We start from the raw sequence: 13,049 nt of genomic DNA on the forward strand, positions 1-13,049 counted from the left end.
ACCCCGCCACCCGACGACGCGTGGCGCGACAGACCGGAAGGGGCACGTCACGGTGGACGTGAGCACTCCATGAAGCGCGTGGTCCGGATCCTGACCGCACTGGAGCTCGGCATCGCATGCCTGGCCCTGGCGATGATCTTCGGGCTCGTGCTGTACCAGGCGCTGCAGCGCTACCTGCCCGTGCCGAACGTGGTGTGGACCGGCGAGCTGGCGGAGTTCGGGCTGATCTGGCTCACCTTCGGCGCGGCGGGCGTGCTCGTGACGCGCGACGGGCACATCGCCCTGCAGCTCGTCGACAGCATCCCGAACGCCACGGTCGTCCGGTGCATCCACGTGCTCGCGATGCTGCTGGTGGCCCTGATCGCCGCGGCCTTCGCCTGGGCCTGCTGGGAGCTGGTGTCGTCGGCCGGGTTCCTGACGTCTCCCGCGCTCGGCCTACCGATGTCGTGGGTGTACGCGATCACCCTCGTCGGCCTGGTGAGCACCACCATCCGGGCGCTCGCCCGCGCCGTCGGGATCGCCCGAGGCACGGTGCCCGCCCGGTACGACGAGCCCGCGGCGATGACCCCGGCGGGGAAGGTGCAGGCATGACCGTCCTTCTCCTCCTGGTGGCGATCCTCCTGCTCCTGGCGCTGCGGGTGCCGGTCGCGTTCGCGTTCCTCGGCCCGGGGCTGGGATACCTGCTCATCGAGGGACAGTCGCTCGGGCTCCCGATGCGGCTGGTCGCGAACGCGACCGGGAACTTCGTGCTGCTCGCGGTGCCGCTCTTCATCCTCCTGGGCGTGGTCGCGAACCATGCCGGCATCGCCGACCGCCTCTTCGACTTCGCGCTCGCCCTGATGGGCAAGGTGCGCGGCGGCCTGGGCTACGTGAGCGTCGGGGTGAGCCTCGGGTTCGCGTGGATGAGCGGCTCCGCGGTGGCGGACGCCGCAGCCCTCAGCAAGGTCGAGATCCCGCCCATGCTCAGGCACGGGTACTCGCGGCGGTTCGCGCTGGGCGTGGTCGGCGCCGCGGCGCTCATCGCCCCCGTGATGCCGCCCAGCATCCCCGCGGTGATCTTCGCGGGCCAGGCCTCCGTCTCGACGGGCGCGCTCTTCGCGGCCTCGGTGATCCCGGCGCTGATCATGGCCGCCGGCCTGTGCGTGGTCGTCTTCGTCCTCGTGCGCCGCAGCCGGGGGATCGAGCACGTCGGGTTCTCCCGGGTGCGGCTCGCCCGGGCCAGCAAGCGGGTGATCCTGCCGATCCTGGCCCCCGTGGTCATCCTCGGCGGGATCCTGGGCGGACTCTTCACGCCGACTGAGGCGGCCGCCGTCGGCGCGGCGTACATGATCCTGCTCGGCTTCGTCTACGGCACGCTCAAGGTGCGGGACCTGCCGCGGATCCTCGTCGAGACTGCGCTGACCACCGCGGCCATCATGCTGATCGTCGCCTCGGCGGCCCTGCTCGGGTACGTCCTCGCCAGGGAGCGTGTGCCGCAGGCGCTGTCGGAGCTGGTGCTCGGCCTCACGCAGGACGGCACGGTGTTCCTGCTCCTCGTCATGCTGCTCATGCTGGTGCTGGGCACGGTGGTCGACGCGACGGCCACCCTCGTGCTGGTGGTGCCGATCCTCATGCCCATCGCCGTGCAGCTCGGGGTGGACCCCATCGTGCTGGGCGTCGTGATGATCCTGTCGCTGATGATCGGCCTGCTCACGCCGCCGGTCGGCACGGTGCTCTACGTGCTGAGCTCGACGCAGCACGTGCCCGTCGGCGAGGTGTTCCGCGGTGCGCTGCCCTTCACCATCCCACTGGTCGCCTGCTGCCTGGCGGTGATCTTCGTCCCGGGCATCGCTACCTGGTTGCCCGCACAGCTCGGCCTCTGAGCCGCTGCTCCTTCCCGACCCGTCCGACCTGCCGACGACGACGTCCGGCAGCGACCGAAAGGACCTCCCATGAACCGCACCTGCCGCGCTACCGTGGCCGTCGTCGCCGTCGCGCTGCCGTGGGGCGCTCTCACCGCGTGCAGCGACGGCGGTGGCGAGCCCGAGGAAAGCGACGTCACCCTGACGCTCGCCCACAGCTACACCGAGGACCAGCCGCAGCACACCTGCGGTGCGCAGGTCATCAAGGACGAGGCGGAGGCCGCCGACGTCGGCCTCACGGTCGAGATCTACCCGAACAGCCAGCTGGGCGGGGACGCCGACCGCATCGCGTCCGTGCAGTCGGGAGACGTCGACATCGACATCCAGGGCGCGTCCGCCCTGGCGGCGGTGTACGAGCCGGCCGGCGTGCTCGACGCGGCGTTCGGGTTCGACGACGCCGCGCACCTCGACAAGTTCTTCGCCGACGGCTCCGCCGACACGCTGGTCGAGGACTTCAAGGAGGCCTCCGGCGGCGTGTCGATCCTCGGGGCGTGGTCGGCGGGCGCGCGCCAGTTCACGGCGAACGCCGCGATCCGCGAGCCGGCCGACCTCGAGGGCCTGCGCGTGCGGTTCCCCGGCTCCGCGCAGTACCTGCTCAACGCCCAGGCGCTCGGGGCGCAGGCCACGGAGGTCGCTTACGAGGAGCTGTACCTGGCCCTGCAGCAGGGGGTCGTCGACGGGCAGGAGAACCCGCTCACCAACATCGACGCGAGCAACCTCGTCGAGGTGCAGGACGTGCTGAGCATGTCGAGCCACCAGCAGAACTCCAACCTCATCGTCGCGGCGCCCTCCTACGACGAGCTGAGCGACGAGCAGCGCGCCGCCCTCGACGACGCGGTGGCCGCGGCGGTGGAGCAGATGCCGGGGTGCGTCGAGGAGGCGGAGCAGGAGATCCTCGACCGCTGGGAGCAGGACGGCGCGATCGAGATCGTCGACGACGTCGACCGGGAGGCGTTCGCGCAGCAGGCCGACTCCTGGTTCCAGGAGAACCTCGACGCCGAGTCGCTGGCCGTCTACGAGGCGATGCGAGGCTCGGCGTCATGACCTTGCCGGCCGCCACGGCCGGCGTCGGGACGGGCCTGGTGCCGACCTATCGGGGCGACGTCCCGGGCGCCGAGCTGGGCTGGACCCTGACCCACGAGCACGTCTTCGTGCGGGCGCCGGAGCTCGACGCCGACTACCCGCATCCCGAGTGGGACGCCGACGCGGCCGTCGCGGCGGCCGCGTCGGGCCTGGACGAGCTGTACAAGCTCGGGGTGCGCACCCTCGTCGACCTCACGGTGCCCGGACTCGGTCGCGACGTGTCCCTCGTGGGCCGGGTCGCGGAGCGGACCCGGGTCCGGGTCGTCGCGGCCACCGGTTGGTATACGGACGACGCGCTGCCGCTCGCGCTGCGGGCGCAGGGCCCGGGGAGGCTCGTCGACGGGCCGGACCCGCTCGCCGAGATGTTCCGTCGCGACGTCACGACCGGCATCCGCGGCACGGCGGTGCGTGCGGGCGTGATCAAGGTGGTGACGGGGCGGCCGGGGTTCACCGACGACGTGACCCGCGCGTGGGAGGCCGCGGCGCTCGTCCACCGGGAGACGGGCGTCCCGGTCGTCACGCACAGCGAGCCCGCCGTCCGGGGCGGGCTCGACCAGGTGCGTTTCCTCGCGGGTCGAGGAGTCGACCCGAGCCGCACGGTGATCGGGCACAGCGGAGACAGCACCGACCTGGACTACCTGCTCGCCCTGCTCGACACCGGCGTGACGCTCGGCATGGACCGGTTCGGGATGACGCACACCGGCGACGACGACGCGCGGTTCGACACGCTCGTCGCGCTGCTGCGCCGGGGGTACGCCGGCCAGCTCGTCCTCTCGCAGGACAGCGCGTTCTTCAGCCGGGTGACGCCGCCGTCCTGGCGGCGCGAGCACGCCCCGTCGTGGACCCATGACCGCGTGCCGCGACACGTCGTCCCGCGGCTCGTGGCCGCCGGGGTCGACCCGCAGGACGTCGCGACCATGACGGTCGGCAACGCGCGACGGATCCTAGCCGGCGACTCTGCCGGCGCACCATGAGCTCCCGCTACCGGGTGGCGCTCCTCGGGCACGGTATCGGGCCGTCGTTGTCGCCAGCGCTGCACATGGCGGAGGCGCGCATGCTCGGCCTCGACTACGAGTACCGGACCGTCGACCTCATCGACCGCCCCGACGCCGACCTCGCGGTCGAGCTGCAGCGGCTCGAGGACGCCGGGTTCCATGCGGCAAACGTGACGCACCCGTACAAGCAGGCCGTCCTCGAGCACGTGGCGCGCCTCAGCCCCACCGTGCGGCGGCTGGGGTCGGCCAACCTCGTCCTCTTCGGCGCCGAAGGGCGGACCGCGCACAACACCGACTGCTCCGGCTTCCGCGCGGCGCTCGAGCGGTTCCTCGTCGGGCGGCCGGTCACCGGCACCGTGCTGCAGGTCGGAGCCGGCGGTGCCGGGCTCGCGACCGCGGCCGGCCTGGTCGACATGGGCTTCGACCGCGTCGTCGTGCACGACGTCGTGCCCGCGGCCGTCGACGCCCTCCTCGCCCGGTTCGCCGAGGCGTCCGACGGCAGGCTCGTCGCCGGCGGCGGCTCGACGGAGGGCTGGCTGCCCCGCGTCGACGGCGTCGTGCACGTGACGCCGGTCGGGATGGCCACCCATCCGGGCGTCGCGTTCGACGTGGACCGGCTCGACCCCGGCGCCTGGGTGGCCGAGGTCGTCTACCGGCCCTTGGAGACGGAGCTGGTGCGGCGCGCTCGCGCCCGTGGGCTCGCCACCCTCGACGGGGGCGCGATGGCCGTCGGGCAGGCGGTGGACAGCCTGCGGCTCATCACCGGGCTCGAGCCCGACGAGGCGCGCATGCGCGCCCACTTCACCCAGCTCGTCGCGCCCCGGCCCCAGCCCTGACCCGCCCCTGAACGGAGAACCGGCATGCGTAAGTCGATCGCCACGGTGTGTCTCAGCGGAAGCCTGGAGGACAAGCTCTACGCCTGCGCCGACGCGGGCTTCGACGGGGTGGAGATCTTCGAGCCCGACCTCGTGGTCAGCGACCGGAGCCCCGAGGAGATCCGGGCGCTCGCCGACAGGCTGGGGCTGAGCCTCGACCTCTACCAGCCGTTCCGCGACTTCGAGGGTGTCACGCCGGAGCTCCTCGAGGAGAACCTGCGCCGCGCCCGCGAGCGCTTCACGACCATGCAGAGGCTCGGCATCGACCTGCTGCTCGTGTGCAGCAACGTGGCCACCGCCACCACGGACTCCGACCAGGTGTCCGCCGACCAGCTCCGGCGGCTGGGCGACCTCGCGGCGGATCACGGCGTGCGCGTCGCGTTCGAGGCACTGGCCTGGGGGCGGTACATCGACGACTACCGGCGCTCGTGGCGCGTGGTGGAGCGCGCCGACCACGAGTCCGTCGGCGTCTGCCTCGACAGCTTCCACATCCTGTCCCGCGGCCACGACCCGGCCGGGATCGAGGAGATCCCGGGGGAGAAGATCTTCTTCGTCCAGCTCGCCGACGCCCCCGCGCTGACGATGGACGTGCTGTCGTGGAGCCGTCACCACCGCCTGTTCCCGGGGGAGGGGGCGTGGGACCTCGGGCGGTTCGTGCGGCACGTCGCGCGCGCCGGCTACGCCGGCCCGCTGTCGTTGGAGGTCTTCAACGACGTCTTCCGGCAGGCCGACACGCGACTGACCGCCGAGCACGCGCTGCGCTCGCTCGTCTGGCTCGAGGACCGTGCGGCACGGCTGCCGGGGAGCCCGCCCTCGCTCCGTCGCATCGCCGACCCCGACGTGCCCACCGGCTACGACTACGTGGAGATCAAGGCGGAGGACACCGGCGAGGTCGAGGTGATGCTCGGGCAGCTCGGGATGACGTTCCGCGGCCAGCACCGCACGAAGCCGGTGCGCCTCTGGTCGGGCGGGGACGCGCGGATCGTCCTCAACGAGCAGCACGCGCGCGACCAGCAGCCGTACCTGGCAGGTGTGGGGTTCGGGGTGACGGACGCGGCGCTGGTCCGCGACCGCGCGCGGGCCCTGGCGGTGAGCCCGGCCACGCGCCGCACGCTGGCCGACGAGCTGGACATGCCGGGGTTCGTCGCGCCGAGCGGCCTGGAGGTGTTCCTCAACGACCGCGACCTCGGGGACGAGCCGGCGTGGGTCGCCGAGTTCGAGAACGGCCGCGCCCGGGGCCCCGAGGAGATCCGGACGGTCGACCACGTCAACGTGTCCCACAGCCAGGACTCGCACGACGGGGCCGTCCTGTTCTGCACCAGCGTGCTCGGCCTCCAGACGCCGCCCGCGACGGAGGCGGCAGGCCCGCAGGGCCTGGTCCGCAGCCAGGTGATGCGCTCGGCGGACGGCGAGGTGCGGATCTCGCTGAACGTCGCTCCGGTCGGCGTCACCCATCCCGACCACGTGGCCCTCGCGTGCGACGACGTCGTCGCCGTCGCGCGGCGGGCGCGCGAGCAGGGGCTGCGACCGGTGCCGGTGCCGGACAACTACTACGACGACCTGCGCGCACGGTTCGGGCTCGACGACAAGACGCTCGGCACGCTGCGCGAGCACCAGCTGCTCTTCGACCGCGCCGACGACGGCGAGCTCTGGCACTTCTACACCCCGCGCGTCGGGCGGCTGTGCTTCGAGATCGTCCAGCGGGTGGGGGCCTACGACGTCTACGCCACCGACAACACCCCGGTGCTGCTCGCGGCCCAGGACCGGATGGACCGGGCCGGCGAGCAGCGGGCGTAGCCCTCGCCGCGGGCCCGGGACTCAGGCGCGGACCTCCATCCGGGACACGCGGTCGCCGTCGACGGTGAACGTGAAGTGGGACGGGCCGTTGAACCCCCTGCCGCCCACGTCCGCGAGCACCGTCACGGCGCCGTGGTCCCCGGCCGCAGGGGCGACGTCGGCGACCGCGAGCGTGACCTCGACGCCGATGAACTCGGCATCGCTCCAGCCCCGGATCGCGTCGGCGCCGGGGAACTCGCGGCCCCAGTCGTCGACGACGCCGTCGTCGGTGAACGTGGCCAGGAACGCGGCCGTGTCGTGGCGGTTCGCGGCGTCCAGGAGCGCGGCCACCGGTGCGGGTAGGTCGGGCAGGTCGGTCGGGTCGGGGGTCGGCATGCACTCAGCCTGACGGAACCGGTCAGTCCTCGCGCGCCGCGCGCAGCGCGTCGCCCTCCACCTCGGCTGTGCTCCAGAAGTTGCGCAGCATCTCCTCGGGCGTGAGGAGGGCGTCGCGCTGCTCCACGGGCTCGGCCGCGCCCGCGATGACGGTGACCTCGTCGTGGATGCGCTCCATAGAGCTGTCGAGGGAGGCGGCGACGTCGGCGGCCAGCTTGAGCGAGTCGGTCAGGTGGCGCGGCACGTCCCGCGCGTACTTGTAGTAGATCTTGTGCTCGAGGCTGGCCCAGAAGTCCATCGCGATGGTGCGCAGCTGGATCTCGACGATCACGTGCTCGACCCGGTCCGAGAGGTACACCGGGACCTGCACGATGAGGTGCAGCGACTTGTAGCCGTTGGGCTTGGGGTGCGCGATGTAGTCGCGCTCCTCCAGGACGGTGAGGTCGGCCTGGGCCACCAGCATGTCCCGCACCCGGTAGATGTCGGAGACGAAGCTGCAGGTGACGCGCACGCCGGCGACGTCGAACATGTGCTCGCGCACGCCGTCCGGAGTCAGCGGGATGCCCTTGCGGCGGGACTTCGCGACGATCGACTCGAGCGACTTGAGGCGCGAGCTCACGTGCTCGACGGGGTTGTAGTTCTGCATGTGCCGGAACTCGTCGCGCAGGATCGAGATCTTGGTCATGACCTCGTCGATGCCGAACTTGTAGGTCAGCACCAGGCGGCGAAGCTGGTCGACCAGTGCCCGGATCTCGGCTGCCTCGGGGGAGTGGTGCTCGGGGTCGGGACCCGCGTTCTGGCTCACGACGTCCACCGTAGACGGAATCGGCGCCCTAACATTCCCGATTGATCCGGTCGGATCCACGGCGCCGGCTGCCGAGGAGCGGGTGGCCCGATGCGGTTCCGGCTGCTCGACATCGTCGTCAACCCGTCGCGCCCGGTGACGGGGCAGACGGTGCCCGCGCCTGCCTGTCGATGGGCTGTCCGCGATCCGACCACCCCGTCGACGTCGGCGCCGTTGGGCGCGAGGATGTCCCCCGGGAGCCGCCCGGGCGATGCGAGGGGGAGTGCAGTGGAGACTCGGTTGATCGAGCTGGGCGCGCTCGTGCTGCTCACCGTCGTGCTCGGCGCGTGGTGGTGCTCGCGCCAGGGCCGGGTGCGCACCGCGCCGGACCGCGGGCAGCCCGCGGTCGACTGGGCCGCCCGCGGCATCGTGCTCGGGGAGCGCGCGACCTTCGTGCAGCTCTCCGCCGAGGTGTGCGCCTCCTGTCGGTCGACCGCCCGCGTGCTGGGTACCCTCGCCGGGCGGGAGCCCGGCGTGGTGCACCACGAGCTCGACGTCGAGGAGCACCTCGACCTCGTGCGCGAGCTCACCGTCCTGACCACCCCGACCGTGCTGGTGCTCGACGCCGCCGGAGCCCAGGCCGCCCGCAGCGGCGGCGGCATGTCGCCCGCCCAGGCGCGCCGCGCGCTCGACGGCGTCGTCCCTGCTGGTTGAGCCTGTCGAAACCCGGACCTGCTGGTTGAGCCTGTCGAAACCCGGACCTGCTGGTTGAGCCTGTCGAAACCCCGTCCCTGAGGAGCAGCCGATGCTCGCCGTGGTCGTGCTGCTCGGCGCCACCACGGCCGGCCTCGTGCTGCTCGCCGTCGTGGCCGCCGGGTTCCTGCTCGGCGCCGTGCGCGGCGCGCAGGGCACCGTGCAGGGCTGGCTGTTCCGCACGCTGGTGCGCCCCCGGCTCGCCCCGCCCGCGGAGCTCGAGGACCCGCGCCCGCCGCGCTTCGCGCAGCTCGTCGGACTGGTCGTCGCCGGTGTGGGCGTCGTGCTCGGGCTGGCCGGCGTGCTCGCCGCCGTGCCGTGGGCCGCGGCGATCGCGTTCGTCGCAGCCGCGCTCAACGCCGTCGTGGGCCTGTGCCTCGGCTGCGAGCTGTACCTGCTGGGCCCGCGCCTGCGGACCCCGCCGCGTTGACGGCCGCCAGGTGGCGCTCAGGGACGACCTTCGTTCCCGCGCGTCGCCTTCCCGTCCAGCATGAATGACGCCGGCAGGAGGAGTACATGCGTGAGCTCGACGCGGCCATCCCCGGCCGCCGGGCCCTCGACCGCGCCTCGGCGACGTAGTGACCACTTCGCGTCACGGGCTGCGAAGCGCAGAATTCGCGACGTCGGTACGCACCCACGCGGAACGTATAGGGTCCCGGGCATGGCGACGGTGCTCCCTTTCGACGGTCATACCCCTGAGATCGACCCCACGGCGTGGGTCGCTCCGACGGCGACGGTCATCGGCCGCGTCCGCATCGGGCCGCGCGCGAGCGTGTTCTACGGCGCGGTACTGCGCGGCGACATGGACACGATCGAGCTCGGCGAGGGGTCCAACCTCCAGGACAACTGCGTGGTGCACACCGACTCCGGCGTCCCCACGACGATCGGCGCGGGGGTGGGCGTCGGGCACGGAGCGATCGTTCACGGCGCCACCGTGCGCGACGGCAGCCTCATCGGGATGGGCGCCACCCTGCTCAACAACTCCGTCGTCGGGGAGGGCGCGTTCGTCGCGGCCGGCGCGCTCGTGCGCGAGGGCCAGGAGATTCCGGCCGGGCACCTCGCCGTCGGCGTCCCGGCGAAGGACCGCGGGGAGCTCGACCCCGAGGGCGCCGAACGCGTGCGCCGCAACGCGATCGAGTACCAGGAGCTCGCCGAGCGCCACCGCCGGTCGGTCGGCTGAACCGTCGTTCGACGTGCTCGCGCTCTGATCCGACGCCGACCGGGAGGACCCGGACGAGCACCGACATGAGCGCCGACGCCAGCTGGGTGTCGGTCGCGGGCAGCGTCCAGGTCGAGCTCGACGGAGCCCACGACCTGCCTCTCGCCTGGCTGCCCGCTCCTGGGACCTCGACGACCCCACCCGCGCCGCCGGCATCCTGGCCGAGGACCAGGCCCGCCTGGTCATCCACCCGGAGGACGTGAGCCGGTACGCGTTCTGAGCGGTACGCCCGCTCTCCGGGAAGGACGCCGGTCTCAGGCCTCCGGCGTGCGCACCGCGCCGAAGGTGGTGCGGCTGCGCAGCCGGAAGCCGAGGTTCTCGTAGAGCCGGATCGCGTGGGTGTTGCTGCCGGCCGCATGCAGCATCGGCCGGTCGCCGCGCTCGCGGACGTGGTGGGCGACGTCGAGCACGAGGCGGGTTGCCAGGCCCTGGCCGCGGTGGTCCGGGTCGGTGGTCACGGCGCTGATCTCGGTCCAGCCCGCGGGGTGCAGCCGCTCGCCGGCCATCGCCACCAGGCGGCCGCCGCGCCGGATCCCGACGTAGCGGCCCATGAGGTACGTGCGGGGCAGGAACGGGCCCGGCCGCGACCGCTCGACGAGGTCGAGCATGTCCGGCACGTCGTCGGCGCCCAGCTCGACGGCCTCGGTGTCCGGGCCGGTGCGCAGGCGGTCCGTCTCGACGAGCTGCACGCCCTCGACCAGGAAGAGGCGCTCCCAGCCCGCGGGCAGCGTCACGTCGGCCGGCGGGCCCGGGAAGTCGGCGCCGCGGCCCGCGACGTCGACGATCGCGTCCCACACCTCGGGGTCGTCCCACGAGCGGACGGCGGCGAAGGGCGACACGTCGACCGGGTAACGCAGCACCAGCTCGTTGCCCTCCGCCAGGTGCGCGTGCGCGCCCGTGAGCGACGACCATTGCGGGTTGTCGAGGACCTCGTCCACGGACAGGTCGGGGGTGATGCTCACGGGGCCTCCTGGGGTGCTGTCGTTGCGTGCGCGGGTGGGCGCCCTGCGTGAACGCTCCGGTGGGCCGGGGGATTCCGGGCGGCGACGCGGCGGGTGAGCGGCGCCCGCAGCCCGAGGTGCTCGCGCAGCGTGGCCCAGCGGGCGAACCACGGGGCGAGGGCCTCGCCGAGCTTCGCCAGCTGCGTCTCGGTGAGGGTCAGCGAGCGCGTGGGGCTCCGGATCGGGCTTCACATCCGTCTCGGTAAGTGATTAGATCACTTCTCATGACGACGGAGTCGGGGCACGTCGCACGCCCCACGCTCAGCGGGAGCCTCGCCGACGCGGTGATCCGGATGATCGGGGACGAAGGGCTCGTCGCGGGCGACCGCATCGGCCCGCAGCGCGAACTGGCGGCGCGGTTCGGCGTCGCCGTGCCCACGATGCGCGAGGCGTTGCGGCGACTCGAGGGCCTGGGAGTTCTGTCGTTCCGCCACGGGTCCGGCATCTACGTGGGGGAGAACTACCACCGCAGCGTCCTGGCGAACGCGGTCGCGCCGCCCGCCGACCGGGGGCGGCTGGTCGAGCTCGTCCGGGCCCGCGCGGTGATCGAGCCCGCGATCGCGCGGCAGGCGGCGGTCGTCCGTGAGCCCGTCGCCCTCACCCGGCTGGCGGTGCTCCTGGCCGAGGCGCGCGACTGCCTGGAGAACGGGTCCGACCGCCTGTGGCGGGTCAACATCGACCTGCACCGGGCGATCGCCGACGCCGCCGGCAACACGATCCTGTCCGAGGTGCTCGACGTGATCCTGCTCCTGCACGCCGAGGACCAGCGGCGGATCCTCGCCCTGCACGGCGACCCCGAGTCGGACTTCGAGGAGCACGCCGAGCTGGTCCGGCTCGTGACCGAGGGGCGGCCCGACGCGGCCGCCGACCTCATGCACGCGCACCTGACCGAGGTCGTGGGCGCCATCGAGGAACCAACGGCCCTAGACAAGCCCTAGACCGGGTGCCCCGGCTCCCGGTCGGGGTACGGGGCTGCGACTGCCCAAGATCTGCCCGCAAGCGCCCACGGCGCGCGCACGACCTGCCACGCGATCACGACGGAGTGAGGACGATGACGACAACGAGAACTGCACCCAGCCGCACGGGGCGCCTGGCCGCCGCGGCGGTGGCCGGCGCGCTGGTGCTGAGCGCCGGCGCGACCGCCGCCACCGCCAAGCCCCCGGTCGAGGGGCGGCAGGTGCCCGCCGGCCGGGACGGCTGCTCCCTCGCCGGCGCGAGCGTCGAGGCGACGGCCGGGGTGGCGTCGCCGCTCGGCGACATGTTCACCGCCTACGCCGACACGGGTGCCGGCTGGACCGGCGCGGACAGCACCTACTCGGTGCCGCTGCGCGACGGCTCGCTCGCGTGGATCTTCTCCGACACGTTCCTGGGCCCGGTCCACGCCGACGGCAGCCGGCCGGAGACCGCGCCCTTCCTCAACAACTCGATCGTGCTGCAGGACGGCGACGACCTGTCGACCGTGACGGGCGGCACGCCCGACGCTCCCGAGTCCGTCGTGGGCCCCGAGCCGGACGGCGCGTGGCACTGGTTCGGCGCGGGCCTGACCACGCGCCCCGGCGACCTACAGGTGGGCGTGCTCGAGTTCGCCCGCTTCGGCGAGGGCACCTGGGACTGGGGGTGGAGCGGGTCGTCGGTGGCGACGCTAGACACCGACACCTGGCAGGTCTCGTCGATCGACCCGCTGCCGTCGTCAGCCGGCATCCAGTGGGCCTCCTGGTACCAGCGCTCGGGCGGACACGTGCTCGTCTACGGCGTCGAGGACCAGGGCGGCGAGAAGTTCATGCACGTCGCCACCGTGCTCGGCGGCGACCTCGCGGACACCGACCGCTGGCGCTACTGGGACGGCGAGCGCTGGGTGCGGGAGGAGTCCGCGTCCGCGCGGGTGCTGCCGGGCGTCGCTAACGAGTACAGCGTGACGCCGTTCCACGACGGCTGGCTGCTGGTCACGCAGGACACCTCGGTGCCCTTCAGCGACGAGATCAAGGCGTACGTCTCGTGCTCGCCGACCGGCCCGTTCACGGGCGGCACGACGATCCACCGGATGCCCGAGGTCGGGGCGGCCGGCACGTACGGCGACCCGGACGTCATCGCCTACAACGCCCACGAGCACCCGGAGCTGCGCGACGACGACACCCTCCTGGTGACCTACAACGTCAACTCGGTGGATCCGGACGACCTGTACGCGGACGTCTCGATCTATCGGCCCCGGTTCGTCGAGATCACGCTCGACGTCAGGCACTGACCCACGACCCCCATCACGACGGAG

At 72.9% G+C, this 13,049-nt stretch carries 14 protein-coding genes; 11 read left to right on the top strand and 3 right to left on the bottom strand.

The genetic code is table 11. The features are described 5' to 3' along the window. Window positions 1-69: 69 nt before the first annotated feature. The 6 genes from AC1C2W_RS06825 (at window position 70) to AC1C2W_RS06850 (ending at window position 6,651) form a co-directional block, all read left to right on the top strand. Entirely contained in the window at window positions 70-591 is a 522-nt protein-coding gene (locus tag AC1C2W_RS06825) for a TRAP transporter small permease (RefSeq protein ID WP_495412714.1), read from the top strand. Continuing rightward, window positions 588-1,862, top strand: a complete 1,275-nt coding sequence (locus AC1C2W_RS06830) for a TRAP transporter large permease (RefSeq protein WP_495389483.1) — start codon at window positions 588-590, stop codon at window positions 1,860-1,862. Before AC1C2W_RS06825 ends, AC1C2W_RS06830 begins: the two co-directional genes overlap by 4 nt. A 69-nt stretch (window positions 1,863-1,931) precedes the next feature. Then, window positions 1,932-2,945, top strand: a complete 1,014-nt coding sequence (locus AC1C2W_RS06835) for a DctP family TRAP transporter solute-binding subunit (protein WP_495389482.1) — start codon at window positions 1,932-1,934, stop codon at window positions 2,943-2,945. Beyond that, entirely contained in the window at window positions 2,942-3,958 is a 1,017-nt protein-coding gene (locus tag AC1C2W_RS06840; RefSeq protein WP_495412715.1) for a phosphotriesterase family protein, read from the top strand. The genes AC1C2W_RS06835 and AC1C2W_RS06840 overlap by 4 nt, the downstream gene beginning before the upstream one ends. Then, complete coding sequence (locus tag AC1C2W_RS06845; RefSeq protein ID WP_495389480.1) at window positions 3,955-4,815, top strand: shikimate dehydrogenase; 861 nt, start codon at window positions 3,955-3,957, stop codon at window positions 4,813-4,815. The genes AC1C2W_RS06840 and AC1C2W_RS06845 overlap by 4 nt, the downstream gene beginning before the upstream one ends. A 24-nt stretch (window positions 4,816-4,839) precedes the next feature. Then, the gene (locus tag AC1C2W_RS06850) at window positions 4,840-6,651 is read left to right on the top strand and encodes a sugar phosphate isomerase/epimerase and 4-hydroxyphenylpyruvate domain-containing protein (RefSeq protein ID WP_495389479.1); all 1,812 of its coding nucleotides are present in this window, start codon (window positions 4,840-4,842) and stop codon (window positions 6,649-6,651) included. A gap of 21 nt (window positions 6,652-6,672) precedes the next feature. Here AC1C2W_RS06850 and AC1C2W_RS06855 read toward each other — a convergent pair whose 3' ends face one another. Both AC1C2W_RS06855 and AC1C2W_RS06860 read right to left on the bottom strand, forming a co-directional pair. Then, on the bottom strand, window positions 6,673-7,026 hold the full coding sequence (locus tag AC1C2W_RS06855) for a nuclear transport factor 2 family protein (protein WP_495412716.1): 354 nt from the start codon (window positions 7,024-7,026) through the stop codon (window positions 6,673-6,675). A 22-nt stretch (window positions 7,027-7,048) separates the two neighbouring features. After that, window positions 7,049-7,831, bottom strand: coding sequence for a GTP pyrophosphokinase (locus AC1C2W_RS06860; RefSeq protein ID WP_495389477.1), 783 nt, complete (start codon window positions 7,829-7,831; stop codon window positions 7,049-7,051). Between the two features lie 267 nt (window positions 7,832-8,098). Between AC1C2W_RS06860 and AC1C2W_RS06865 the strand changes: the two genes are divergently transcribed. The 3 genes from AC1C2W_RS06865 to AC1C2W_RS06875 all read left to right on the top strand — a co-directional run bounded on the left by AC1C2W_RS06865 (window position 8,099) and on the right by AC1C2W_RS06875 (window position 9,743). Further along, window positions 8,099-8,524 (top strand): thioredoxin family protein, encoded by a 426-nt coding sequence (locus AC1C2W_RS06865; RefSeq protein WP_495412717.1) that lies wholly within the window; start codon window positions 8,099-8,101, stop codon window positions 8,522-8,524. Window positions 8,525-8,615: 91 nt separating this feature from the next. After that, entirely contained in the window at window positions 8,616-8,993 is a 378-nt protein-coding gene (locus AC1C2W_RS06870; protein WP_495389475.1) for a DUF4395 domain-containing protein, read from the top strand. A gap of 231 nt (window positions 8,994-9,224) precedes the next feature. After that, window positions 9,225-9,743 carry a gamma carbonic anhydrase family protein gene (locus tag AC1C2W_RS06875; RefSeq protein WP_495389474.1) on the top strand — a complete coding sequence of 173 codons (519 nt, stop codon included), beginning with the start codon at window positions 9,225-9,227 and terminating at the stop codon, window positions 9,741-9,743. Window positions 9,744-10,036: 293 nt separating this feature from the next. On the opposite strand, the gene AC1C2W_RS06880 is transcribed toward AC1C2W_RS06875, so the two are convergent. Then, window positions 10,037-10,744: a GNAT family N-acetyltransferase gene (locus AC1C2W_RS06880; RefSeq protein WP_495412718.1), complete on the bottom strand. Its 708-nt coding sequence runs from the start codon at window positions 10,742-10,744 to the stop codon at window positions 10,037-10,039. Window positions 10,745-11,007: 263 nt separating this feature from the next. On the opposite strand from AC1C2W_RS06880, the gene AC1C2W_RS06885 reads away from it, so the two are divergent. Next, window positions 11,008-11,721 carry a FadR/GntR family transcriptional regulator gene (locus AC1C2W_RS06885; protein WP_495389471.1) on the top strand — a complete coding sequence of 238 codons (714 nt, stop codon included), beginning with the start codon at window positions 11,008-11,010 and terminating at the stop codon, window positions 11,719-11,721. Between the two features lie 113 nt (window positions 11,722-11,834). Further along, window positions 11,835-13,025 (top strand): DUF5005 domain-containing protein, encoded by a 1,191-nt coding sequence (locus AC1C2W_RS06890; protein ID WP_495389470.1) that lies wholly within the window; start codon window positions 11,835-11,837, stop codon window positions 13,023-13,025. Window positions 13,026-13,049 lie beyond the last annotated feature (24 nt).

Source organism: Isoptericola sp. Y581 (genome assembly GCF_059445475.1).